Annotated in this window: 21 protein-coding genes; 12 read left to right on the top strand and 9 right to left on the bottom strand. The window is 71.3% G+C overall.

Going from position 1 to position 23,057, the window contains the following annotated elements:
• Positions 1–13: 13 nt before the first annotated feature.
• From ACZ601_RS00500 to ACZ601_RS00510, 3 genes are read left to right on the top strand one after another with little or no spacing between them, the layout of a single operon-like run.
• A complete protein-coding gene (locus tag ACZ601_RS00500; protein ID WP_469531666.1) occupies positions 14–2,059 on the top strand; it encodes a bifunctional aldolase/short-chain dehydrogenase in 2,046 nt (681 codons plus the stop codon).
• A gap of 16 nt (positions 2,060–2,075) precedes the next feature.
• Complete coding sequence (locus tag ACZ601_RS00505) at positions 2,076–3,605, top strand: rhamnulokinase (RefSeq protein WP_469531668.1); 1,530 nt, start codon at positions 2,076–2,078, stop codon at positions 3,603–3,605.
• Positions 3,605–5,068, top strand: a complete 1,464-nt coding sequence (locus tag ACZ601_RS00510; RefSeq protein WP_469531670.1) for an arabinose isomerase — start codon at positions 3,605–3,607, stop codon at positions 5,066–5,068. The genes ACZ601_RS00505 and ACZ601_RS00510 overlap by 1 nt, the downstream gene beginning before the upstream one ends.
• Before the next feature lie 13 nt (positions 5,069–5,081).
• Here the strand turns inward: ACZ601_RS00510 and ACZ601_RS00515 are convergent, their stop codons facing one another.
• Positions 5,082–6,149 carry an enoyl-CoA hydratase/isomerase family protein gene (locus ACZ601_RS00515; RefSeq protein ID WP_469531671.1) on the bottom strand — a complete coding sequence of 356 codons (1,068 nt, stop codon included), beginning with the start codon at positions 6,147–6,149 and terminating at the stop codon, positions 5,082–5,084.
• A 229-nt stretch (positions 6,150–6,378) separates the two neighbouring features.
• Between ACZ601_RS00515 and ACZ601_RS00520 the strand changes: the two genes are divergently transcribed.
• Positions 6,379–8,514 carry a SpoIIE family protein phosphatase gene (locus ACZ601_RS00520; RefSeq protein WP_440577682.1) on the top strand — a complete coding sequence of 712 codons (2,136 nt, stop codon included), beginning with the start codon at positions 6,379–6,381 and terminating at the stop codon, positions 8,512–8,514.
• Between the two features lie 176 nt (positions 8,515–8,690).
• Here ACZ601_RS00520 and ACZ601_RS00525 read toward each other — a convergent pair whose 3' ends face one another.
• The 4 genes from ACZ601_RS00525 to ACZ601_RS00540 all read right to left on the bottom strand — a co-directional run bounded on the left by ACZ601_RS00525 (position 8,691) and on the right by ACZ601_RS00540 (position 11,881).
• A complete protein-coding gene (locus ACZ601_RS00525; protein WP_440574821.1) occupies positions 8,691–9,344 on the bottom strand; it encodes an LAETG motif-containing sortase-dependent surface protein in 654 nt (217 codons plus the stop codon).
• Positions 9,345–9,566: 222 nt separating this feature from the next.
• Positions 9,567–10,055 carry a GNAT family N-acetyltransferase gene (locus ACZ601_RS00530; protein ID WP_469531673.1) on the bottom strand — a complete coding sequence of 163 codons (489 nt, stop codon included), beginning with the start codon at positions 10,053–10,055 and terminating at the stop codon, positions 9,567–9,569.
• Entirely contained in the window at positions 10,027–11,298 is a 1,272-nt protein-coding gene (locus ACZ601_RS00535; RefSeq protein WP_469531675.1) for a DUF6397 family protein, read from the bottom strand. The genes ACZ601_RS00530 and ACZ601_RS00535 overlap by 29 nt, the downstream gene beginning before the upstream one ends.
• Positions 11,299–11,467: 169 nt before the next feature.
• On the bottom strand, positions 11,468–11,881 hold the full coding sequence (locus tag ACZ601_RS00540; protein ID WP_311301506.1) for a roadblock/LC7 domain-containing protein: 414 nt from the start codon (positions 11,879–11,881) through the stop codon (positions 11,468–11,470).
• 260 nt (positions 11,882–12,141) lie between these two features.
• Between ACZ601_RS00540 and ACZ601_RS00545 the strand changes: the two genes are divergently transcribed.
• The 3 genes from ACZ601_RS00545 to ACZ601_RS00555 all read left to right on the top strand — a co-directional run bounded on the left by ACZ601_RS00545 (position 12,142) and on the right by ACZ601_RS00555 (position 15,798).
• On the top strand, positions 12,142–12,507 hold the full coding sequence (locus ACZ601_RS00545) for an ArsR/SmtB family transcription factor (protein WP_073733875.1): 366 nt from the start codon (positions 12,142–12,144) through the stop codon (positions 12,505–12,507).
• On the top strand, positions 12,491–15,214 hold the full coding sequence (mgtA, locus tag ACZ601_RS00550) for a magnesium-translocating P-type ATPase (RefSeq protein ID WP_469531678.1): 2,724 nt from the start codon (positions 12,491–12,493) through the stop codon (positions 15,212–15,214). The genes ACZ601_RS00545 and mgtA overlap by 17 nt, the downstream gene beginning before the upstream one ends.
• Before the next feature lie 119 nt (positions 15,215–15,333).
• A complete protein-coding gene (locus ACZ601_RS00555; RefSeq protein ID WP_469531679.1) occupies positions 15,334–15,798 on the top strand; it encodes a GNAT family N-acetyltransferase in 465 nt (154 codons plus the stop codon).
• Positions 15,799–15,814: 16 nt separating this feature from the next.
• Here ACZ601_RS00555 and ACZ601_RS00560 read toward each other — a convergent pair whose 3' ends face one another.
• Positions 15,815–17,302, bottom strand: coding sequence for an LCP family protein (locus ACZ601_RS00560; protein WP_469531681.1), 1,488 nt, complete (start codon positions 17,300–17,302; stop codon positions 15,815–15,817).
• A gap of 195 nt (positions 17,303–17,497) precedes the next feature.
• On the opposite strand from ACZ601_RS00560, the gene tatA reads away from it, so the two are divergent.
• The 3 genes from tatA (at position 17,498) to ACZ601_RS00575 (ending at position 19,127) form a co-directional block, all read left to right on the top strand.
• Positions 17,498–17,662: a Sec-independent protein translocase subunit TatA gene (tatA, locus tag ACZ601_RS00565; protein WP_073734671.1), complete on the top strand. Its 165-nt coding sequence runs from the start codon at positions 17,498–17,500 to the stop codon at positions 17,660–17,662.
• Positions 17,663–17,804: 142 nt separating this feature from the next.
• The gene (locus tag ACZ601_RS00570) at positions 17,805–18,380 is read left to right on the top strand and encodes a TerD family protein (RefSeq protein ID WP_073733877.1); all 576 of its coding nucleotides are present in this window, start codon (positions 17,805–17,807) and stop codon (positions 18,378–18,380) included.
• Between the two features lie 147 nt (positions 18,381–18,527).
• Positions 18,528–19,127, top strand: coding sequence for a class I SAM-dependent methyltransferase (locus ACZ601_RS00575; RefSeq protein WP_469531683.1), 600 nt, complete (start codon positions 18,528–18,530; stop codon positions 19,125–19,127).
• A gap of 28 nt (positions 19,128–19,155) precedes the next feature.
• Here ACZ601_RS00575 and ACZ601_RS00580 read toward each other — a convergent pair whose 3' ends face one another.
• Complete coding sequence (locus ACZ601_RS00580) at positions 19,156–20,058, bottom strand: oxygenase MpaB family protein (protein ID WP_469531685.1); 903 nt, start codon at positions 20,056–20,058, stop codon at positions 19,156–19,158.
• A 163-nt stretch (positions 20,059–20,221) separates the two neighbouring features.
• Here ACZ601_RS00580 and ACZ601_RS00585 point away from each other — a divergent pair, with 163 nt between their 5' ends.
• Together ACZ601_RS00585 and ACZ601_RS00590 are read left to right on the top strand one after the other, a co-directional pair.
• Positions 20,222–20,530, top strand: coding sequence for a hypothetical protein (locus ACZ601_RS00585; protein ID WP_440574829.1), 309 nt, complete (start codon positions 20,222–20,224; stop codon positions 20,528–20,530).
• 125 nt (positions 20,531–20,655) lie between these two features.
• Positions 20,656–21,546, top strand: coding sequence for a hypothetical protein (locus ACZ601_RS00590; RefSeq protein ID WP_469531687.1), 891 nt, complete (start codon positions 20,656–20,658; stop codon positions 21,544–21,546).
• Positions 21,547–21,621: 75 nt separating this feature from the next.
• Here ACZ601_RS00590 and ACZ601_RS00595 read toward each other — a convergent pair whose 3' ends face one another.
• Positions 21,622–21,804 (bottom strand): hypothetical protein, encoded by a 183-nt coding sequence (locus ACZ601_RS00595; protein ID WP_024489709.1) that lies wholly within the window; start codon positions 21,802–21,804, stop codon positions 21,622–21,624.
• Between the two features lie 96 nt (positions 21,805–21,900).
• Positions 21,901–22,962 carry a fatty acid desaturase family protein gene (locus tag ACZ601_RS00600; RefSeq protein ID WP_440574831.1) on the bottom strand — a complete coding sequence of 354 codons (1,062 nt, stop codon included), beginning with the start codon at positions 22,960–22,962 and terminating at the stop codon, positions 21,901–21,903.
• Between the last annotated feature and the right edge of the window lie 95 nt (positions 22,963–23,057).

Here is a 23,057-nt window from a genome sequence, read left to right on the forward strand (position 1 = left end):
CGAAGGAACCCCTATGACGTCCGCGACGCACGCCGAGGTCGCAGCGCTCCTGGAGCGCGCGCACCGGATCGGCGCCGATCCCCGCAACACCAACTACGCAGGTGGCAACACGTCGGTGAAGGCGGCCGGCGCCGATCCGGTCACCGGTGGCGGGACCGAACTGCTCTGGGTCAAGGGCTCCGGGGGCGACCTCGGCACACTGACGGAGGCGGGTCTCGCCGTCCTCAGGCTGGACCGGGTCCGCGCGCTGAAGGACGTGTACCCGGGCGTCGAGCGCGAGGACGAGATGGTGGCGGCCTTCGACTTCTGCCTGCACGGCAAGGGCGGTGCCGCACCGTCCATCGACACCGCCATGCACGCCCTGGTAGAGGCGGCGCACGTCGACCACCTGCATCCGGACTCGGGGATCGCCCTGGCGTGCGCGGCCGACGGCGAGAAGCTGACCGCCGAGTGCTTCGGGGACAGGGTGGCCTGGGTGGGCTGGCGCCGGCCGGGGTTTCAGCTCGGTCTCGACATCGCCGCGGTCAAGGAGGCGAACCCGCAGGCGGTCGGGGTGGTTCTGGGCGGTCATGGAATCACCGCCTGGGGCGATACGTCCGACGCGTGTGAGCAGAACGCGCTGTGGATGATCCGTACCGCCGAGACGTTCCTGCTGGAACACGGCAGGGCCGAGCCCTTCGGTCCCGTACTGCCGGACCGGGTGCCGCTGCCCGAGGCGGCGCGTCGCGAACGAGCCGCCGCGCTCGCCCCGCTGATCCGCGGTCTCGCGTCCACGGACCGCCCCCAGGTGGGGCACTTCACCGACGCCGCCCCGGTGCTGGACTTCCTGTCCCGAGCGGAGCATCCGCGCCTCGCCGCGCTCGGCACCTCGTGCCCCGACCACTTCCTCCGTACGAAGGTCAGGCCGCTGGTCCTGGACCTTCCGGCGGACGCGCCACCGGCCGAGGCCGGGGAGCGGCTGCGGGAGCTGCACGCGGAGTACCGCGAGACGTACCGGGCGTACTACGAACGGCACTCCACTCCCGGCTCCCCCGCCATGCGCGGTGCGGATCCGGCGATCGTGCTGGTCCCCGGGGTGGGCATGTTCTCCTTCGGGAAGGACAAGCAGACCGCGCGGGTGGCCGGGGAGTTCTACCTCAACGCCGTCAACGTGATGCGCGGCGCCGAGGCCGTCTCCTCGTACGCGCCGATCGAGGAGTCCGAGAAGTTCCGGATCGAGTACTGGGACCTGGAGGAGGCCAAGCTGCGCCGGATGCCGAAGCCGAAGCCGCTGGCCACCCGGGTGGCACTGGTGACCGGTGCGGGCTCGGGGATCGGCAAGGCCATCGCGCACCGGCTGGCCGCCGAGGGCGCCTGTGTGGTCGTCGCCGACCTGAACACGGAGAGCGCCGCCGCGGTCGCCGAGGACCTCGGCGGAGCTGACCGGGCGGTCGCGGTGACGGTCGACGTCACCAGCGAGGAGCAGATCGCCGCCGCGTTCGAGGCCGCCGTGCTCGCCTTCGGCGGTGTGGACCTCGTCGTCAACAACGCGGGGATCTCCATCTCCAAGCCGCTGCTGGAGACGACGGTGCGCGACTGGGATCTGCAGCACGACATCATGGCGCGCGGTTCGTTCCTGGTGTCGCGGGAGGCAGCCCGGGTGATGCGGGCTCAGGGCATCGGCGGCGACATCATCTACATCGCCTCCAAGAACGCCGTGTTCGCGGGTCCGAACAACATCGCGTACTCCGCGACCAAGGCCGACCAGGCCCATCAGGTGCGGCTGCTGGCCGCGGAGCTGGGCGAGCACGGGATCCGGGTGAACGGCGTCAACCCGGACGGTGTGGTGCGCGGTTCGGGGATCTTCGCCGCCGGCTGGGGCGCCCAGCGGGCGGCGACGTACGGCATCGAGGAGGAGAAGCTCGGGGAGTTCTACGCCCAGCGGACCCTGCTCAAGCGCGAGGTGCTGCCCGAGCATGTCGCCAACGCCGTGTTCGCTCTGACCGGCGGCGACCTCACGCACACCACGGGTCTGCACATCCCGGTCGACGCCGGTGTGGCCGCGGCCTTCCTGCGATGACCCGGACACGATCCCGATGGCTGTGAACTCATCCGGCCGACGGGCCGGCGAGGCCGTCTTCGCCGCCGTGGATCTCGGTGCCACCAGTGGCCGGGTGATGACGGGCCGGGTCGGCGCCGGCACGTTGGTGCTGACCGAGGCGTACCGGTTCGCCAACGAACCGGTGCGGCTGCCGGACGGGCTGCACTGGGACGTACTGGCCCTGTACCAGGGGATGCTGGCCGGGTTGCGGGCGGCCGGGCACAGCGGTCCGATCGCTTCGGTCGGCATCGACACCTGGGCGGTGGACTACGGTCTGCTGGATGCCGACGGGGCGCTGCTCGGGGTGCCGTTCCACTATCGGGACGGACGCGGCGACGGCATGTCGCGGCGGCTGCCGGAGGGCTGCGGCGCGGCGGAGCTCTATGCCGTGAGCGGGTTGCAGCATCTGCCGTTCAACACGGTGTTCCAGCTGCTGGCCCACCGTGCCACGGCCCAGTGGGAGGCGGCACGGACTGTGCTGCTGATGCCTGATCTGCTGGTGCACTGGCTGACTGGCTCTGTGGGTGCGGAGATCACGAACGCGTCGACGACCGGTCTGTTCGACGCGCGGGCCGGTGGCTGGTCGGACGCGCTGATCGGGCGGCTGGGGCTGGCGCGTTCGCTCTTTCCGCCGCTGCGTGAGCCGGGTGATCCGGCGGGGACGCTGCTGGCCCACGTCGTCGCGGCCACGGGGCTGCCGGCCGGGACCCCGGTGACCACCGTCGCCTCGCACGACACGGCGTCGGCGGTCGTGGCGGTACCGGCGACCGAGCCGGACTTCGCGTACGTCTCGTGCGGCACCTGGTCGCTGGCCGGTCTGGAGCTGGACGCCCCGGTGCTGTCCGAGGAGTCGCGGGCGGCGAACTTCACCAATGAGCGCGGGGTGGACGGCACCGTCCGGTACCTCCGCAACATCATGGGCATGTGGCTGCTGGAGGAGTGCCGCAGGGCGTGGGACCGCGAGGGCCCGGCCACCGGACTCGCCGGGCTGCTGGCCGGCGCGGCCGAGGCTGCGCCGTTCGCCGCGGTGATCGATCCGGATGACGAGGCGTTCCTCGCGCCGGACGACATGCCCTCCCGGATCGACGCGTATCTGCTGCGGACGGGGCAGCAGCCCCCGGGGACTCGTGGCGGCTACGTGCGGTGCGTGCTGGAGAGCCTGGCGCTGGCCCACCGCAGGACGTTGCGGAGGGCAGCCGAGCTGGCGGGCCGCGAGCCGACCCGGATCCATCTGGTCGGCGGCGGCTCGCGCAACGAGCTGCTGTGCCAGTGGACGGCGGACGCGAGCGGGCTGCCCGTGACGGCCGGGCCCGCCGAGGCCACGGCGCTCGGCAACATCCTGCTGCAGGCCCGCGCCCACGGTCTGGTGGGCGGCCTCGCCGGGATGCGCCGGCTGGTCGCCCGTACCCAGGAGCTGCGGCACTACGAACCGAGGGGGGACGGGCGGGACTGGGACCGCGCGGAGGCCCGGCTCACCGGGAAATCACCTGCCGGGAAATCAGCTGCGAGGAAAGGAAATACCTGATGTCTGACGACCGCACCACCGAGCCCAACGGCGCCCTGGCACGCACGTCCCGCCGCCGGACCCGGGTGGGCCTGGTCTCCGGCGGGCTCGGCGCGTACTGGCCGCAGTTCCCCGGCCTTCTCGAACAGCTCCGGGAGTCGGCCCGGTTCGTGACCGCGCGGATCGAGGAGATGGGGTGCGAGGTGGTCGACGCGGGCTTCGTCTCCGATCCGCAGGAGTCGGCCAGGGCTGCCGAGCAGCTGCGGCGGGCCGACTGCGATCTGGTGGTGACGTTCCTGACGACGTACCTCACCGCGTCGATGGTGCTGCCGGTCGCCCAGCGCACGCACACCCCGGTGCTGGTCATCGACCTCCAGCCGACCGAGGCCATGGACCACGCGAACACCGGCACCGGCGAGTGGCTGGCGTACTGCGGTCAGTGCCCGCTGCCGGAGGTCGCCAACGTGTTCCGGCGCAGCGGCATCCCGTTCCGCTCGGTCTCGGGCCATCTGCACGACGAGAACGCCTGGGGCCGGATCCGCCGCTGGATCTCGGCCGCCGGGGTGCGCGGTGCGCTGCGCCACGGCCGCCACGGGCTGATGGGGCATCTGTACCCGGGCATGCTCGACGTCTCCACCGACCTGACGCTGGTCTCCTCGCAGCTGGGCGGCCATGTCGAGGTTCTGGAGTTCGACGACCTGCGGGTCAGGGTCTCGGCGGTCACGGAGAAGGAGACCGCCGAACGGGTCGCCCTGGCCCGGGAGGTCTTCACTCTGGACGATTCGGTCGACGAGGGCGATCTCGCCTGGGCGGCCCGGGTCTCGGTCGGTCTGGACCGGCTGGTGGCCGATTTCGCGCTCGACAGCCTCGCCTACTACCACCGGGGTCTTGAGGGCGAGATCCACGAGCGGCTGGGGGCCGGGATGATCCTGGGCGCCTCGCTGCTGACCGCCCGCGGGGTACCGATGGCCGGTGAGTACGAGCTGCGCACCAGCCTCGCCATGCTGATCGCCGACACCATGGGGGCGGGCGGTTCGTTCACCGAACTCCAGGCGCTCAACTTCCGCGACCGGGTGGTGGAGATGGGTCACGACGGCCCGGCCCATCTGGCGATCAGCGCGAAGGACCCGCTGCTACGCGGTCTGGGTGTCTACCACGGCAAGCGCGGCTGGGGTGTCAGCGTCGAATTCGACGTCACCCACGGGCCGGTCACCACGTTCGGTATCGGTCAGGAGGCCGACGGCTCGTTCGTCCTGATCGCGTCCGAGGGGGAGGTCGTGCCCGGTCCCCTCCTGGAGATCGGCAACACGACCTGCCGGGTGGACTTCGGCTTCGATCCCGGTGAGTGGACCGATGCCTGGTCCGCCACGGGCATCGGTCACCACTGGGCGCTGTGCACCGGCCACCGTGCGCGGGACTTCCGGGCCGCCGCGGACCTGCTGGGCCTGCCCTTCCGTACGGTGACCGGGCCCAACGCCCTCTGAGGCGGGCGGCCCCTCAGGGAGCCGCCGAGGCGTCCAGGCCGAGTTCGCCGTCGCCGAGGGGGGCGAAGAACCGCTCCACGTCGGCGTCGGTGACCTCGGTGAGCCGGGCGGGGCTCCAGCGCGGGTTCCGGTCCTTGTCGACGATCTGGGCGCGTACGCCCTCGACCAGGTCGGGCCGGGTGAAGGCGGTGGACGAGACCCGGAACTCCTGGTCCAGCACGGCCTCCAGGCGGTCGAGGCGGCGCGCCCTGCGGACGGCTTCGAAGGTCACCTTGAGGGCGGTGGGCGACTTCGCCAGGATCGTGGCGGCGGTCTCCTTCGCGGCGGGCTCGCCGCAGTCACCGAGGCGCTCGACGATCTCCTCGACCGTTCCGGCGCTGTAGCAGGAGTCGATCCAGCCGCGCTGCGCGGCCAGTTCGCCCCCGGCGGCCGCACCGGTGAAGCGCCGCACCGTCGCGGCGACGTCCGAGGGCGTGGTGCACAGGTCGAGGGCGGCGACCAGGCCGGGAAGCTCCCGCGACGGCACGAAGTGGCCGGCGAGTCCGCACAGCAGCGCGTCCGCCGCGCCGACGGCTGCCCCGGTGAGCGCCAGGTGGGTGCCGAGCTCGCCGGGCGCCCTGCCCAGCAGGTAGGTGCCTCCGACGTCCGGGACGAACCCGATACCGGTCTCGGGCATCGCGATGCGCGAACGCTCCGTGACGACCCGGATCGAGCCATGGGCCGAGACGCCGACACCGCCGCCCATCACGATGCCGTCCATGATCGCGACGTATGGCTTGGAGAACCGGGCGATACGGGCGTTCAGCCGGTACTCGTCACGCCAGAAGTCCAGTGCGGTCCCGCCGCCGGCCAGGGCGTCGTCGCGGATGGCGCGGATGTCGCCGCCGGCGCACAGTCCCCGCTCCCCCGCACCCGTGAGCACCACGGCGGCGACCGAGTCGTCCCGTTCCGCCGCGTCCAGCGCTTCCGCCATGCGCAGCACCATGGTGTGGTTCAGCGCGTTGAGGGCCCGGGGCCGGTTGAGCGTGAGGTGGCGGATGCGCCCCTCGGTGTGCAGCAGGACGGGATCCTCGTGGTTCATGCGCGCGCTCCGGTCAGCCCCAGTAGGTGCCGCTCCGCCGGTCACGGACGGCCTTGCGATGCCATTGTGCGCGGCGGTCCCGGAGCCCGGGTACGAGGGGTGGTGGCGGCCACGGGGCGGCGGCCCGGCCACTGTCCGGGAGGGTTTCCGCTGTGGCAGCCGTACCCGACCGGCCGGACAATTGGCTCAGGCAGTACGGCAGCCCCGCCGGACGATCTTCGGAGCAGGAATGACCGATCACGACCGGCCACCGATCATCCCGGTCCGGCCCGGCCCGTCGGCCGGGAAGGCGCGCAACGGCGACACCGGGACGGCGGAGCGGCTTGCCATGAACCGCACCGGCAGTTTCGAGTGGGATCTCGATGCCCGGACGCTGGACATCGACGAGGCGGGCCTGCTGGTGTTCGGCCTGGATCCGGCCACTTTCGATTCACGGCCGGAGTCCCTGGTGGAGCGGCTGGAGCCCGAGGAGCGGGCCCGTCTCGATACGGCGATCGACGAGGCCGTCAAAGGCGGGCGCAGCTCGTACAGTGTCCATTTCCGGGTCCCGACGGACGAGAGCGGCGACCAGTGGACCCATATCCAGGCGCGCATCCTGCGCAGCGCCGACGGCCGGGCACACCGGGTGATCGGGGTGGTGCGGGACGCGACGGCGGAAGTCACCCATTCGGCCTTCGTGCTGGAACTGGAAAAACGCCGTCAGCGCCAGACCGACATTGTTGAACGTACAACGAGTGCGTTGTCGCGGGCGGTGACCGTGGACGACGTGACGGCCGCTCTGACGGGACCGGGCGGTCTGGCCCGGCTGGGCGCCGACGGTCTCGCGCTCGGGCTCCTGGACAACGCCACGCTGAATGTCATCGCGCTGAGCGGCGACTCCCTGGAGGTCATGGACGAGCTGGGGCAGGGCCGGCTCGACCGGAGCTTCCCGTTGGCCGACACCGTTCTCAGCGGGCGGCCGCGCTTCGTGAGCTCGCTCGGCGCGCTCACCCGGCGCTATCCGGTGCTGGAGCCGTATGTGGGACGGCTGAAGTTCCAGGCCGCGGCCTATCTGCCGCTCGTCGCGCAGGCGCGTTCACTCGGCGGGCTGGCGCTCTTCTACCGTGAGCGCACGGCTTTCAACGCGGACGAGCGCAATCTGTGTCTGGGTCTCGCCGCGATCGTCGCCCAGTCCCTCCAGCGGGCCAAGCTCTTCGACGAGGAACGGGAATTCGCCACCGGTCTCCAGTCCACGATGCTGCCCCGGCGGATCCATGACATCGAGGGCGGCGAGATCGCGGTCCGCTACCACGCGGCGTGGAGCGGCCGTCAGGTCGGCGGTGACTGGTACGACGTGATCGCGCTGCCGAAGGACCGCTTCGGCATCGTGGTGGGCGACGTGCAGGGCCACGACACGCATGCGGCCGCGATCATGGGCCAGTTGCGGATCGCGCTGCGTGCGTACGCCGGGGAGGGGCATCCGCCGTCGACGGTGCTGGCCCGCGCCTCCCGGTTCCTCGCCGAACTGGACACGGACCGGTTCGCCACCTGCACCTACGCCCAGGTCGATCTCGGCACCGGAACGGTGCGGGTGGTGCGTGCCGGTCACTTCGGGCCGCTGATCCGGCACACGGACGGCCGGGTCGGCAGCCCGCAGGTACGCGGCGGCCTGCCCCTGGGCATCTCAACCGATTTCGGGGACGAGGAGTACCCCGAGACGCGGCTCGATCTGGTCCCCGGAGAGACGCTGGTCCTGTACACCGACGGGCTGGTCGAGGAGCCCGGCGCCGACATCGACGCGGGGGTGCGCACACTCGTCAACGAGGTGAGCGCGGGCCCGGCCGGGGCGGAGGCGCTGGCCGATCATCTGTCGGACCGGCTGTGGGAGCGCTGGGGCTCGGGCGACGACGTGGCGTTGCTGGTGCTGCGACGCAGTCCGGACCCGGGTTCGCCCCGGGCGCCACGGCTGCACCAGTACATCCATCAGGCCGACCCGGAGGGGCTCTCCGACGCGCGGACGATCGTGCGGCAGGCGCTGACCGACTGGGGCATGGCCGAACTCGCGGACGACGCGGAGCTGGTGACCGGGGAGCTGCTGGTGAACGTGCTGCTTCACACGGAGGGCGGAGCGGTGCTCACTCTGGAGGTACTGCCTGAACCGGTGCGGCGGGTACGGCTGTCGGTGCAGGACCGCTCCAGCGCGTGGCCCAGGCGCCGGACACCGGGCGAGACGGCCACTTCCGGGCGGGGGCTGCTCCTCCTGGACGCCGTCTCCACGCGGTGGGGCATCGAGCCGCGCGGCGAGGGCAAGGCCGTCTGGTGCGAGATCGGCCCCGCTGCGCCGCCCACATCCCCGCCGGTCCACCGGTCCACGGACACCCGGTAGCCACCGGTGCGTCCCGCGGCCGCCTCCGGACGCGATGTCAGTCGCCCGGACGGGGTGTCGGTTCCATGGACACGGTGGGTGGACAGCGTTGAGGGGCGTGCCGCCACGCCGAACGCGTTGCGGCACGCCCCTCGACCGGCCTACCGGGCGCCGAACGCCCGGACCGCCGGACTACGTCAGTGCTGAGCCGCGCGACGCTTGCGCACGGACCACATGATGCCGCCACCGGCCAGCAGCACGGCGACAGCCGCACCACCGATGACGGGAGTGGCGGACGACGAACCGGTCTCGGCCAGGTCCGGCGAGGAGGGGCTCGGCGCGGCTGCGGCGGGCGCAGACGACGAAGCGGACTCGCTGGGGGTGTCGGCCGGGGTGGGCGCCGAGGTCGTAGGCGTCTCAGCCGGCGTGGACGGCTCGGACGGCTCGGACGGCTTCGTCTCGGAAGGCGTGGGCGTGGGCGTCGGGGTCTGGCCCTCGCACACCGGTGCCGTCTTCTCGTCTTCCTTCGAGTACCGGTCGCCGTCACCGGCCTTGACGGACAGGTGCACCGTCAGAGCCTTGTCGTGCTCAGGCAGGTCGATCGTCTTGTCGAGCCCCTTGCCGAAGCTCTCCGTCGGCAGCAGCTCCTTACCGTCAACGGTCACGGTCACCTGGTTGGTGACCCTGTCGTTGTACGCGCTGAGGTGAAGGCTCACCTCGGTACAGGTCACGTCCCAGGTAGGGGTGTGAGCTGCGGCCGGACCGGCGGTGAGAACCACTCCGGTCAGACCGACAACCGCAGCGGCGGCGAGGGTTCCCGCAGCGCGCAGCGATCTCCTGGGTATGGTCATGGATTGTTCCTCCGCAAATGTTTCATCGCCCGAATGGCGGTGGGGCGCACAGTACTGCCCCAGTCTCTCGTATGTGCACCCGCCCCACACACCATTGCGCGTCACAACTAACCGCACATCGTCGCTGGTTGGGACATGACGGACACCCCGGTCCGGGCAACGGCCGGTCCACGGTGGCGCGAAGTGAGCGCATGACACCGGACCGTATCGTTCGCGGTGGCGTCAGAGCGGTCGGTGCATGATGTGCACGCCCACGAACCCGTGCTTCGGGTGGTTGAATCCCTCAGGCAGTGTGCCCAGGACTTCGAAGCCGAGCGAGCGGTAGAGCCCGACGGCGGCGACGTTCGTCTCCACCACGGCGTTGAACTGCATGGCCCGGAATCCCGCCGTGCGGGCCCAGTCGATCGTGTACTGGCACAGGGCCCGTCCCACGCCGCGTCCGGCGTGCCGGGGGTCGACCATGTAGCTGGCGCTCGCGATGTGCGAGCCGTTGCCCATGTGGTTCCTGTTCATCTTCGCCGTACCCTGAACCGTCCCGTCGTCGGCGACGGCGACGACCACGCGGCTGGGCGACTTGACGAGCCACCACTCGCCGGCGTCCTCCTCCCCCAGGTCGAGGGGGTAGGTGAAGGTCTCGCCCGCGGCGACGATTTCGTGAAAGAACGGCCAAATAGCGGGCCAGTCACTGACGGTTGCTTCCCTGATCAACATTGCGCGAAGACTGCCAGCTCCGGCCCCCTTCCGCGACCCCCTGCCCCCTGTCCGCGGCGCCCTCCCTCCGTGGGCCCGCCTGCTGACCGGCCGGCGGACGGTTCCGGCCGCGCGAACCGTGCCCGCCGTGCGGACGGCGCTCGGCGGGGCGGCCGGCCGGGCGTGGAGCGCGCTCCTGACGACGCCGCCCGCCACGCACCCGGCGCAGTCGGAGCCGGGCCAGCAGGCCAAGGGGGCTTCCGCTCGCGGCCGGTTGGGCGGGCCCGAGCGGATCGCCGTCCGGATCCGCCTGTCGCGGAGACCCAGTGGGTCCGCCCACCCCCATCAGCCCCACCGGTTCGACCGGGCCGACCGATTCGACCGGGTCTACTCGTTCGGCCGGTTCGACCGGGTCAGAACGATCGAACGGCCCGACTGCCACCGGCGGCCGGCCGAACACCTCCAGGTCCGCGCGCCGTTCGTCACCGGACCGCGGCGCCTGACGGTCCTCGCGGGCACCGTCCAGCTCCATGATGAGGTTGACCCGTCGCCAGAGGATCTCGTCGGGTTCGTCGGCCAGCATCAGGCGCCCCATCGTGTCCCACGTGGCCGATGACCCCCGTTGACCGAATACCGGTTCGGGCCGGACCCGGGCGAAGTAGGCGCGCTCGTAGGGATCGTCCACCACTTCCGCCAGCTGGGCCGGATCGAGCGTCTGGGCCACGACCGCCGCACGCGCCCAGGGGTCTTCGCTGAGGCTCAGCAGCCGTTCGATCCGCCGCGAGCGCCAGTTGCGCGGGCGGCAGTCCCTGCCGGAGTCGAGCCGGTCGCGCATCCAGGCCGGACTCCTGCCCACCAGCAGTTCGGGCGAGCGGGCGGCCAGTCCGCCCAGCTCCTGAGCGAGATAGAGCCACACCACCGCCCGGTAGCGGTTGAGGTAGAACGCGACCGGCGTGACACATCCCGCGCGGGCCAGCCGGGTGAAGCGGACCGGGCTGATTCCGAGCAGCCGCGCGCCTTCCGCCGTCCCCACCGTCCGCACCCGCTCCCGCAGGGCCCCCGGGAAACCGTGCTCCGAGCGGAGCCGGTCGATCTCCTCCTGGCGGACCCTGGGCCGCCCACCACCGCGCAGCGCCTCCACCCGGACGATGCCCAGGTGCACCGCAAGCTCGAACTCCCCTCGCTTCAGGACAAGGTCCGCCGCGGCCCGGCCCGCGGCGACCATGTGAGCCCCGTTCGTACCTACCGCATCCGTTACCGGCATGACGATTCTCCCCCGTGAGATCCGAATACTCTCTGTGATCAAAGGTAGCTCAGAGAGAGCACCGGCCGCCCTGCCTGTGGATAACCACCGGGCCGGGCAACAACGGTGAGCACAGGTCCGGTCAGCGGTACTGAGCCGGGCCCGACGTCAGCGCGGAGGGGTCGACTCGTCAGAGCCGGTCGAATCCGCCGATTCCGTCCTGTCGCGCCGCCACACCGAGGTGCTCCCCGACCTTGTTGACCAGCAGCGTCATCTCGTACGCCACCTGCCCCACATCGGCCTCGGCCTCGCTCAGCACACACAGGCAGCTGCCGTCCCCGGCGGCCGTCACGAAGAGCAGTGCCTCGTCGAACTCCACCATGGTCTGCCGGGCCCTTCCCGCACGGAAGTGCCGTCCCGATCCGCGGGCGAGGCTGTGCAGCCCGGATGAGACCGCCGCCAGATGTTCCGCGTCCTCACGTGCCAGACCCGTACTGGCTCCGGTCACCAGACCGTCGTTCGACAGCACCAGGGCGTGCCGTATCTGTTCCACCCGGCTGGTGAGATCGTCAAGGAGCCAGTCGAGTCCCCTGTCCAGTGCCATTCCGTTCCTCCCCGTTCATACGTTCCCCGTGCCCCACTTACGTGTAAGCCTTGCGCACGGGTCACGTCCGGGCAAGCACCCCTCCGCGGATCGGACAGGGCGAAATCGGGCCAAGTCTGCTGAGCCCACCGCTCCGGGGAGCCGGATCCCACGCAACAGGTCCGCGACCGACGACCGCTCGCCCCGGACGTTCCGCGTCCGACGCCTACACTGGTCCCCTCGGGTGCGAGGAGTCGGCCCACGCGGACGGGAGTGAAAGAGTGTCGACAGGTGCCGGCGGCGGTTTCCAGGATCCGCCCGCAGAGGTGCTGGCCCAGGCGGCTGCCGCGTTCGGTCTGCTGGCGACCCCCGCCCGGCTGCACATCGTGTGGGCGCTGGCCCAGGGCGAGAGTGATGTGACGGGCCTGGCGGAGCGGGTGGGCGGCACACTGCCGTCCGTGAGCCAGCATCTGACGAAGCTGAAGCTGGCCGGTCTCGTCCGCTCCCGGCGCGAGGGCCGCCGGCAGGTGTACCTGGTCGATGATCCCGAAGTGGTGACGGTCGTACGGCTCATGGTCGGCCAGCTCGCGGAGCGCGCCGGGTACCCGGCCTCGCAACCGGTACGGCTCCATGAGCTCGGTGCCTGAGAACGCTGCCACGGCGGGGACGGGCGACGGGCGGGCTGTCGTCGTGCCGATGCCCGGCGCCGCCACCGACCCGCGGGCCACCCCGCGACCGCCCTCGGCGCCCACGTCGCTCCAGGTTCTGCGCGCGCTGGACAGCGGGCCGCGCGGGCTGGTCGAGGCCGAGGCGCAGGAGCGGCTGGCCCGGTTCGGCGAGAACACCCTCCCCGCGTGGCGCCCGGTCCCCTGGCCTCTGCGCTTCCTGCGCACCTTGCGAGACCCCTTCACCTCCGTCCTGTTCTGCCTCGGGCTGGTATCCGCGGCGGTGGACGCATGGGGCACGGCGTCCGTGACGCTGGTGCTGGTGGTGGTCAGCTGTCTGCTCCGCTCGGCGGAGGAGCACCGGGCCGACCGGGCGACCGCCTCGCTGCGCGAGCTGGTCGCGACGACTGCGACGGTGTTGCGCCGCAGCGGGCCGGAGGCGACGCCGCAGGCCCGCGACGTGCCGGTCGGTGAGCTCGTTCCGGGCGACGTGATCAGGCTCGGGCCCGGCGACCTCGTGCCCGCCGACGTGCAGTTGCTGCGCGCGAGCGGCCTCACCGTGCACCAGTCCGCCCTGACCGGGGAGTCCGCGCCCGTCGGAAAGCATCCCCCGGACGACGGACGGAGGCAGCAGGTCCCGCCCGCCCTGCACAGCGTGTCCGAAGGGGCCGGGGGCGTGTTCGCCCAGCGCCGGCTGTGTTTCCAGGGCAGCAGTGTCGCGTCCGGGAGCGGCACGGCCGTGGTGGTCGCGACCGGTGGGGACACCCGGTTCGCCGCCGCGTACGACCGCTCGGCGCACCTCCGCGGCGCCAGCGCGTTCGACCGGACGGTGCAGGGGATCTCCTGGACCCTGATCCGCTTCATGCTGCTCACCCCGCCGCTGGTCCTGATGGCCAATGCCGCGCTGCGCGGCCGGGGGCTGGAGACGCTGCCCTTCGCCGTGGCCGTGGCGGTGGGGCTGACACCGGAGATGCTGCCGGTCATCGTCACCACCGCACTGGCGCGGGGTGCCTCGCAGCTCGCCCGGAACAGCGGGGTGATCGTCAAGCGACTGCCCGCGCTGCACGACCTGGGCGCGATCGATGTGCTCTGCCTGGACAAGACCGGAACCCTCACCCAGGACCGCCCCGTCGTCGACCGCTCACTGGACCGGACGGGGAGCCCGGACCCTCAGGTGCTGCACTGGGCGGCGGTCAACGCGCTGTGGACGCTCCAGCTCGCCGACCTGCCGGCGCCCGACGCCCTCGACGAGGCGGTGCTGGACGCCTCGGAGCGGCAGGAGGAGTCCGGTCCCGGCGGCGGGAGGCCACGTACCGCCGTCGGCTCGTACGACGCGGTGGCCGCCCTGCCCTTCGATCCGGTGCGGCGCCTGTCCACCGCGGTCGTCCGGCTCCCAGGCGGACTCGGCACCCATGTGCTGGTCACCAAGGGCGCCGTGGAGGCCGTCCTGGAGCGGTGCGAACTGGAGCCGGCGGAACGGGAGCGACTGGCCGGCGTGGCGGCGCGGGAGGCCGCCGGGGGACTGCGGCTGCTCGCCGTCGCCCGTACCGAGCGGCCCGCACGGCTCGGAACGTACACCCCGGCGGACGAGCACGGGCTCGCCTTTCTCGGCTTCGTGGCCCTGCGGGACGCGCTCACGCCGAGCGCCGCCGACGCGCTGGACGTACTGGCACGCCGCGGAGTCGCCGTGAAGGTGCTCACCGGAGACCACCCCGGCACCGCGGCACGTGCCTGCCGGGACCTGGGGCTCGATCCGGGGCAGGTCGTCGCCGCGGAGGAGACCGACGCGATGACCGAGGCCGAGCTCGCCCGCACGGCCGACCGCGCGACCGTGTTCGCCCGCTGCACCCCCGGGCACAAGGCCAGGATCGTCGCCGCGCTGCGTACCTCCGGACACACCACCGGGTTCCTCGGTGACGGCGTCAACGACCTGCCCGCCCTGCACGCCGCCGACGTGGGCATCTGCCCGCGCAACGCGGTCGACGTGGCTCGGGAGACCGCCGACGTGGTCCTCGCGGAGAAGGACCTCGGCGCCATCGACCACGCGATCACCGCAGGCCGCCGCAGCAGCGGCAACATCGCCACGTATCTGCGCATCACGCTCTCCTCGAACCTCGGAAACGTGATCGCGATGCTGGCCGCAGGTCTGCTGCTGCCCTTCCTGCCGATGCTTCCGGCGCAGGTCCTGGTCCAGAACCTGTGTTTCGACGCGGCGCAGCTCGCTTTCGCCTTCGACCGTCCCGCCTCCTCCGTACTGCGGCGGCCGACGGTGCTGCGCCCCCGGGACTTCCTCCGGTTCATCACCCGGTTCGGGCTGCTGAACGCCGCCGCCGACCTGGCGACCTTCGCCGTGCTGGCCCTCGCCCTGCACGATTTCCGGGCAGACGACCAGGCGGCCTTCCACTCCGGATGGTTCACCGAGAACCTCCTCACCCAGGCCCTGGTGATGCTGCTGCTGCGCACCGGGCGACGCGCCGCGGAGGGTCGAACGGGCGGGCCGCTGCGGGCGGCCGCGGCCGGTCTGGCGGTCGTCGGCGTCCTGCTGCCGCTCACGCCGCTCGGCCCGCCACTGGGTATGAGCGCGCTGCCGCCGCTCTACTACCTGCTGCTCGCCAGCGTCCTCGCGCTGTACGCGTACGGCCTCGCGGCGGCGCGCAACCGCTACGAACGGAAACGGGGGCTCTCATGACCACGGCGAGCAACGACCGCACGGGGTCCGGGGCACGAGCTGCGGCAGGACCCGGCGCGGAACTGCCGGAAACCGCCGCGGGAAGCGCTCACCGCCGAACGGCGCGGGTACGCCGCGCCGTGTCCGACGACGTTCCGGCGCTGGTCCGGATGCGCGCCCTGATGCTGTCCGACATGGGGCTCGACACCGGCGACGAGCGCGCGCCGTGGCGCGCCGCCGCTGCGCGGTGGTTCGCCGGCCGGATGCCGCTGTCGGACGAGTTCGCCGCATTCCTGGTCGAGGATCCGGAGCTGGGCGTGGTGGCCTGCGCGGTCGGCGCGTGCGACGCGCACGCGCCGAGTCCGGCCAACCCGAGCGGGCTGCACGGACACGTGTCCAACGTCAGTACCGATCCTCGGCGGCGCAGGCTCGGCCATGCCCGCGCCTGCGTCGACGCACTGCTCACCTGGTTCGAGCAGGAGACGCGCGTGGCCGTGGTCAGCCTCAATGCCACCGGGGACGGCGCCGGACTCTACGAGTCGTTCGGATTCGCGCCGCCCCGGCACCCCTCGTTGCAGCTGCGGATCCTCGGGCCTTCGGCCTGAGCCGTCATCGGGCGGGTCAGCCGTACGAGAGGTCGCCGCACAGGTCGTCGTCGGCCGAGCGGGCTTCGCCGGCGACGGCGGACGGTACGGCGTCGGGCGTCGGTGCCGCCGGAGCGGCCTTGGGGTTCTGGGCGTAGTCGCTGCCGACGACGACCTGGATTCCGGCGTCCGCCGACTCCGTGGTGCGCGCTCCCTCGAAGAGCCGGGCCGTGTTCTCGGCCTTGTCCCGGAGGCCCGGGCCGTAGCTGACCAGGGTCCGGGTCCGGTCTTGGGAGTTCGCTGTGGCCGTTCCGGTGACGGTGAAGCCGTGCGAGCGCAGCAGCTCCGCCGCCTTGGCCGCGAGCCCGGTCACCGTGGTGCCGTTGTATACGGCCACGTCGGTGCCCGCGCCGGAGACCGGAGCGGCGGGAGTGCGCGACGCCCCGCCGGATGCCGCCGGGTCGCCGCTTCCCTTCTTGCCGGTGGCGTTCTGCCCGTCGATGGTGCGGTCGGCCTTGAGCGACGCCCAGAGTGCGCCGGCGTCCGGTTCCACGATCGCGACGCGGGCGCCCTGGTAGCGCCAGGGGATGGTGACGAACTTCGTGTTGTGCAGGTCGACGTTCTTCATCGACATGGCGAACGACAGCAGCCGGTCGGCCGAACCGAGCCCCGGGTCCACGGTCATCGCGTCGGTGGCCGCGTTGGCGAGCGGCAGCAGGGTGGTCGGACTCAGTCCGCGGGACTTGACCTTCTTCACGAGGGAACCGACGAAGGCCTGCTGCCGCTTGATGCGCCCTATGTCGGATCCGTCGCCGATGCCGTGCCGGATCCGTACGTAGTCGAGAGCCCGCTGTCCGGAGACCGTCTGCGGGCCCTTGGCGAAGATCAGGGACCCCTGGGTGGCCCGCTTGGGATTCAGGTCGCGCTGGTAGATGTCCTGCGGCAGGCAGACGGGTATCCCGCCGACCGCCGAGGTCAGCGAGGAGAATCCGGCGAAGTCGACCACGATGGTGTGGTCGACCCGCAGTCCGGTGAGGTGTTCGACGGTGTTCTGGGTGCAGGCGGGGTTGCCCTCGGCCGTCTCCCCCACCGAGAACGCCCCGTTGAACATGGTGTTCCGCTGCGGAGCCGTCCAGCCGCCGTCGGGCTTCTTGCAGGCCGGGATATCGACCAGGGTGTCGCGGGGGATGGACACCGCGACGGCGTGCTTGTGGTCGGCGTAGACATGGAGCAGGAACGCGGTGTCGGAGCGCCCCACGTCGCCCGTGCCACCGCCGAGGCCGCTGTTGGCGCCCGCTCGTGAGTCCGATCCGATCACCAGGACGTTCTGCCCCTCGGACGTGTCGGGCGGGCGGTCGCCGGAGACGCCGTCGGCGCTGAACGTGTCGATGCTGCCGTTCAGCTTGAGGTAACCCCAGCCCACCCCGGCGACCAAGAGCACGAGGAGCGAGAGCCCGAACAGTCCCGTCCGCCGCAGGCGGCTCCTGCGCCCCCCTGTCCCCGCGCCTTTGTGACTGCCCGCCATGTCCCACCCCAGTTCGTCCGGCTTCCATGGAGTCGGACTCGCACCGCCCACACATGGTTGTACAGTTGCGCAATGTAGCAAGTGTTCGCGCCCGAATGGATCACCGGACCTGTCCATGGTCGGCCCCATCCAGGGTCCACGAACGCCTGCCGGAATCATTGACCGGAAGACACCCGAAGAAAGGGCGTGAAGCGCATGCTGCGCAACGGCCTCGAACCCTGGCACCTGCTGATCATCGCGCTGGTCGTGGTGATGCTGTTCGGCGCGAAGAAGCTGCCGGACACCGCGCGCGCCCTGGGCAAATCCATGCGGATCCTGAAGAGTGAGGCGAAGGCCATGAAGGAAGAATCGCCTCAGTGAGCGGAGCGGCCACAGACTCTGCGACGGCTCCCCACTTCATAGCTTGCGCAATCGGGGAACCGCAGGGGGCGGGCCGTCGTTCAACTCGGTGACGGCCGAAGAAGTACTGATCAACGGATCACTGGATCATTGGAGGAAGTTCATGGGTGTGACCCTGGCCAAGGGCGGCAATGTCTCCTTGTCGAAGGAGGCACCCGGCCTGACCGCGGTGACGGTCGGCCTGGGCTGGGACGTACGGACGACGACGGGCGCCGATCACGACCTCGACGCCAGCGCGCTGCTGTGTTCGGAGACCGGCAAGGTCCTCTCCGACCTCCACTTCGTCTTCTACAACAACCTCAACAGCCCCGACGGTTCGGTCCAGCACACCGGTGACAACCTGACGGGTGAGGGCGAGGGCGACGACGAGTCCATCAACGTGGACCTGGCGGGTGTCCCGGCGGATGTCGCGAAGATCGTCTTTCCCGTCTCCATCCATGACGCGCAGAGCCGGGGGCAGAGTTTCGGCCAGGTGCGCAACGCTTTCATCCGCGTGGTGAACCAGGCGAACGGGGTGGAGCTCGCCCGTTACGACCTCAGCGAGGACGCGTCGACGGAGACGGCCATGGTGTTCGGCGAGCTGTACCGGCACGGGGCGGAGTGGAAGTTCCGCGCGGTCGGCCAGGGGTACGCCTCCGGCCTGGCCGGTATCGCGTCCGACTACGGCGTCAACGTCTGACCTCTTCCGGACGTCCGGCGCGGTGGCCGAACATGCACGGGTCCCGGCCCGCTCTCCCGCCTGCGGAGTGCGGGCCGGAACCCGTACCCGTTGGCTGCGGGCGGTCCAGGGCACTGCCGCGAGCAGCGGTTACGCGATCATGTCCGTATGGCCGATGACCACACGCACGTCCAGGACTTCTTCAGCGCCCGCGCCGCAAACTGGGACGCCCGCTTTCCCGACGACGGACCGGCCTTCGCCGCCGCGGTCTCCGCCCTGGGCCTGCGCGAGGGCGACGCCGTACTCGACGCGGGCTGCGGTACGGGACGGGCCCTGCCCGCCCTGCGGTCCGCGGTCGGTCCCCGGGGCGCCGTGCTGGGCGCCGACCTCACCGCGGCCATGCTGGAGGCCGCGGTACGCGCGGGCCGCGACCGCGGTGGGCTGCTGATCCAGGCCGACGCCGCCCGGCTCCCGGTACGGACCCAGGCGCTCGACGCCGTGTTCGCGGCCGGTCTGATCGCACATCTGCCGCAGCCGGAACGGAACCTGGCGGAACTCGCCCGGGTGGTGCGGCCCGGTGGATTGCTGGCGCTCTTCCATCCCATCGGCAGGGCGGCCCTGGCCGCACGGCACCGCCGCACGCTCACCGACGGCGATCTGCGTGCGGAGCCCAACCTCGCCCCCATGCTGACCCGTTCGGGCTGGCGGCTGAAGACGTACCTCGACGAAGAGGCCCGCTTCCTCGCCCTGGCCGAACGGATGAGCTGATCCCCCGCACACCGCGCCGGAGGACGGCTCACTCGGCCGGGGCGTCCGGACGGCTCAGGTGCCGGACCGGGCAGCCGCCGGTGCCGGGCGTGGGGTACGTGCCGAGTCCGGAAACCTCGTAGCCGCCCGGATACCCCTTGATCTCGGGATTCTGGCGGGCGTAGTGCGGGGTGGCGCGAGGCGGCAGCAGCCGCACCGCGCGGGCCCTCAGCCGCAGGGCGCCCCGGGTGAGCCCGCGTGCCACCGGTCCCGGGCGCTCGTAGCGGAAGGCCCGTAGCAGCGAGTCGTCGAGGAGCGCGAGGCTCGCACCGCGCACCAACCGGGCGAGGGGGCGCGGGTACCAGGAGGCCATCAGCGCCAGCGTGGCGTCCGATACCTCGCGCGCCCCCTCGTCCCAGCCGAAGTGCTCCTTCTCATAGGCGTCGAGGGTCCGCTCGAAGTCCTCGTACGTGTGCGGCAGTTCCTTGATGCCCATGTGCGCGCCCAAGGTCCGGTAGTAGGCGGCGCAGGCCGCCTGCTCGTGCCCGGAGAGCCGGCGCCAGCCGTAGACGTCGAGCCACCGCTTCGGGGTGACGACGAAGGTGCACAGCACATAGCGCATGTCGTCGTTACTGATGTCGTAGCTGCGGTGCATCTGGTTGATGCGGCGGATGGCCGTACGCCCGGGGACGCTGTCGAAACCGTGCTCGACCACGGCGTCCAGAAGGAGCGCGGTGTCGTCGTAGCGCTTCTGCGAACGGCTCGTCAGCTCCGCTGTCCCGGCGAGCAGTCGGCCGATGCTGGGGACTGCGTACGTCCGGTACAGGGCGAGTTCGAGGGCTCGGGTGATGTCCCAGGGGAATTCGTACGTGGCCGTGATCCGGTAGATCTCCAGGAAGTCCCGGTCCGGATCGAGGCGTTGGATATCCCTCAGCCGGTCGTAGCGCTTCACCGCACCGTCCCCCTCTTCGTCCAGGCCACGTGTCCAACCCTACGCGCGCGGGCAGGACCGTGAGTACGCGCGCAGGACAGGGAACGCCGTGCACGCGAGGCACATCCTCCCCCGTGCGCACGATCCCTGTCAGACACATACATATCCAGGATGGGCGGTTCCCATGAGCGACATGTTCGGCATACTCCGCAGAGCCGTGAACCCCGGCCGCAAGGGCGACCGGCCCGCCGGTGACACCAAGGCGCCGGAACGCCGGCAGCACAACCTGTTCGACGCGGCGGCCACCTTCGTCGCGGCGTCGGCGGAGGACGACCAGGAGCGGATGGACGAGGCGAGCGGCTGGGTGTCGCCGGAAGCGCTCTCCTTCGGGGTCGGAGAACTGGCCTGCCGGGCGGTCATCGCCCTCGCCCGCGAGCGCGGTGAATCACCCGAAACGGTGGCCCGTGATCTCCTCGGACTGGCCGGCGAGTAGGGATTCCGTCCTCGGCACACCGGCACCGGACCACCAGTCACTCCGCCTTGTCAGGGCCTCGACGAGTGGGTTACCCACTGGTTAAGGTGCGCCGACGGACAACCATGACGGATGAGGAGGGTGCAGTGACCGGGACGGACAACGCAGTCGCCGATGACGCACTGTACGTACTGACTGCGGTCCTGCTGACCCCAGCGCAGTTCCCGAGCGTGCTCGGCGACGACTATCCGGCGGCCTGCGCGGCACTCGGTCTCGACCCCCACACAACGGGGTACGGGCTGGTCATGGGTCAGGACGGCGACGGGGCCAGATGGACCGTCGTCGTCGATGACGTCTCCCTGGTGGCCGTGGCGATAGCGTCCTGGGACTGCGGCATGCAGTACGACCTGTCCCCCGACGAACACTCGGTGGTCTGCGCTCTGCCCGGCTGGCCGCTCGCCCTGGCGGTCGCCGCGCCGGGCCTGGCCGCTCCGCACGACCCCGCCCCTGATCCCGAGGCGGACGGCGGGGAGCTGCCGCCACTGGCCCCGCCGGACCCGGAAGTCTGGGGCCCGGCCCAGCGCCGGCTCGGCGCGGACGCGGTCGCATCGCAGTGGGCGGACTGGCGCGAACAGATCAACGACGAGACCACGCTCGCGGCGACGGACGACGGGAAGGCGGAGGAGACCCCCGAGGACGACGAGACGTCCGGTGCGGGCGGTGAGAACGTGAGCTTCCCGGACGGGGCGCACAGCGTCCCCTCCGGCACGCATCCCGGTGTCCGGCGGGCTCTCGCAGAGGCGCAGGCCTACCTCGACGCCCCGCCGCCGCCCGGCCGGGTCCGGTCCTCGTTCGCGCCGGGGGACGCCCGGACGATCCGGGCCGACGGCCCCGGCTGGTCCATGGTGGCCAGGACCGACGACATGGCGTTTCTGCTGCTGGACGAGATGCCGGGCGAGATACTGCCGGTCCGGCGCGGTGCGGCACTGCCCGGTCTGCTCAAGGCTCTGGACACGCTGGCCGTGCGGCCCTCCTGAGGCGCCCCGGACCAGGACACCGCACGCCGGGCGGTGCCCCGCCCCGGGCCCCTGCGATCAGGGGCCCGGCACCACTCAGCGGCCGATCTCCTTACGGCTGATCCTGCGGAGCCTGCGCCGCTGGCTGGGGTCCAGTGCCAGGTAGGCGATCGCGGGAACTCCGATGAGCACCAGCAGTGACAGCCAGAACCCGATGAACGGCATCAGGACGACTGCGACGACGACTCCCCCGATGGCGATCTTTGCGCTGTTCGACATCGTCCACGCCTCCTTCGCGGCCAGTGGCCGCTCCTGCTGTGAGAACGCCTGTGCGTGCCCATCGGTTCCAGCCTGCCCCGAACCCGTCGGGAACGGTCACCTGAGCGGCGCGCCGACCTCGTGCATGTGGTCGAGTGCCTGGCGGTAGGACTCGATGAGTCCGGTTTCCGCGTACGGCATGCCGAGCGCCTCGCAGTGGGCCTTGACCAGGGGCTGCGCCAGCCGCAGATGCGGGCGGGGCATGCTCGGGAAGAGATGGTGCTCGATCTGGTAGTTGAGCCCGCCGAGGAACCAGTCGGTGAGAACGGCGCCCCGTACGTTGCGCGAGGTGAGGACCTGGCGCTGCAGGTGACCCCAGCGGTCTCCGTCCGGGTCGGGCATCTCCATGCCCTTGTGGTTCGGGGCGAAGGCCATGCCCAGGTGGAGGCCGAAGAGCGCGTGGTGCACGAGAGCGAAGACGACGGCCTTGCCCGGGGACATGACGGTGAGCAGCAGCGCGGCGTAGAGACCGAGGTGGGCGACGAGCAGCAGGGCGGAGAGGGCGCGCTCCCGGGCGGGCTGCTGTCGCAGGTACTGGAAGCCGGAGATCTTCAGGGCGATGCCCTCCAGGAGCAGCATCGGGAAGAACAGCCGGGCCTGGTTGCGAGTGAGCCAGCGGGCGAAGCCCTCGCGCTGTGCGGCCTGCTTCTGGGTCCAGACGAGGGCGCCGACGCCGACGTCGGGGTCCTTGTCCACGTGGTTGGGGTTGGCGTGGTGGCGTACGTGCTTGTCGTTCCACCAGGCCTCGTTCATGCCGAGGAGCAGGTTGGCGTGCACCAGGCCGATGGCCCGGCTCGCCCTGCGGTCACCGGATATCTGGGCGTGTCCGGCGTCGTGCCCGACGAACGCGGTGCGGGACCAGAAGATGGCGAGGGGCAGCGCGAGCAGCAGGGTCCACCAGGTGTTGCCGAGGAGGACCATGCCCGTGAGCACGGCGCCCAGGGCGAGCAGATTGGCGGCGATGCCGGCCGCGTACCAACCGGTGCGGCGTTCGAGGAGCCCTTGCCCCTTGACGGCCCGCAGCAGTGGCGCGAAGTCGCTTCCTGTACTTCCGACACTTCCGGCACTTCCGGCACCGTCACGGGTTCGTTCCGCGACGGTGGTTGCGGCCTGAGGCATGATGTCTCCGGTCTTAAGGGATGCGCTGACCTGATGAAACGTACGGGTCGCAGATATACGGCAGCCATGGAGCCACCACCCGAGGTTTCCTGGTG

This window comes from Streptomyces sp. NPDC104307 (assembly GCF_055584045.1).